We start from the raw sequence: 1,024 nt of genomic DNA, 5'->3' as shown, positions 1-1,024 counted from the left end.
GCGATTTCGGCGTCGCCCAGCGGTGCGCCGTGGGAGTCGTGGGTACCGGCTTTGTTCGGCGAACCGAAACCAATGATGGTTTTGCACATCAGCAGGGACGGTTTGTCGGTAACTGCACGCGCTTCTTCTACTGCGCGTTTGATGGCGTCAGCGTCGTGACCGTCAACGCCGCGCACCACGTGCCAGCCGTAGGCTTCAAAGCGTTTCGCGGTATCGTCGGTGAACCAGCCTTCAACGTGGCCGTCGATGGAGATGCCGTTGTCATCATAGAAGGCCACCAGTTTGCCCAGTTTCAGAGTACCGGCCAGGGAGCACACTTCGTGAGAAATGCCTTCCATCATGCAGCCGTCGCCCATGAAAGCGTAGGTGAAGTGGTCAACGATATCGTGGCCCGGACGGTTGAACTGCGCGGCCAGCGTTTTTTCCGCGATAGCCATGCCCACGGCGTTGGCAATCCCCTGGCCCAGCGGGCCGGTGGTGGTTTCCACACCGGCGGTGTAGCCGACTTCCGGGTGGCCCGGCGTCCTGGAGTGCAGCTGACGGAAGTTTTTCAGCTCTTCGATCGGCAGATCGTACCCGGAGAGGTGCAGCAGGCTGTAAATCAGCATTGAGCCGTGGCCGTTGGACAGCACGAAGCGGTCGCGGTCGGCCCATGACGGGTTGTTCGGGTTATGGTTCAGGAAATCACGCCACAGGACTTCGGCAATGTCAGCCATCCCCATCGGGGCGCCCGGGTGGCCGGATTTGGCTTTCTGTACAGCATCCATGCTCAGCGCACGAAGCGCATTGGCCAGCGTTTTACGCGATGACATTTACGGCCTCCTGTTTTTCCAGCAGCTCGCTCAACATCGATTCCAGCTTCTCCTGGTCCTGAGCAAATAAACGGATCCCTTCCGCCAGCTTATCGACGGCCATCGGGTCCTGGTTGTGCAGCCAGTAAAACTCGGCTTCGCTCAGGGGCGACGGCGGTATTTCGCCGGCAACGGGAGGCGCCAGCGCCACGGCGAGCTCCCCCTCCATCCGG

1 protein-coding gene and 1 pseudogene are annotated in these 1,024 nt (G+C 60.7%); both read right to left on the bottom strand.

Translation table 11 applies throughout. The features are described 5' to 3' along the window. The coding region (locus tag AACG97_RS00315; RefSeq protein WP_338463250.1) for a thiamine pyrophosphate-dependent enzyme at positions 1-812 on the bottom strand (812 nt) is incomplete at its 3' end. Next, positions 799-1,024, bottom strand: a pseudogene (locus tag AACG97_RS00310) (hypothetical protein); the annotation flags it as partial. The pseudogene AACG97_RS00310 and the gene AACG97_RS00315, both read right to left, overlap by 14 nt.

The organism is Pseudomonas sp. Nvir, from assembly GCF_963778085.1.
Taxonomy (GTDB): Bacteria; Pseudomonadota; Gammaproteobacteria; order Pseudomonadales; family Pseudomonadaceae; genus Aquipseudomonas; species Aquipseudomonas juntendi.
The sequence above is the reverse complement of the archived record's forward strand: the minus strand, read 5'-3'. Positions and strand labels throughout refer to the sequence as shown.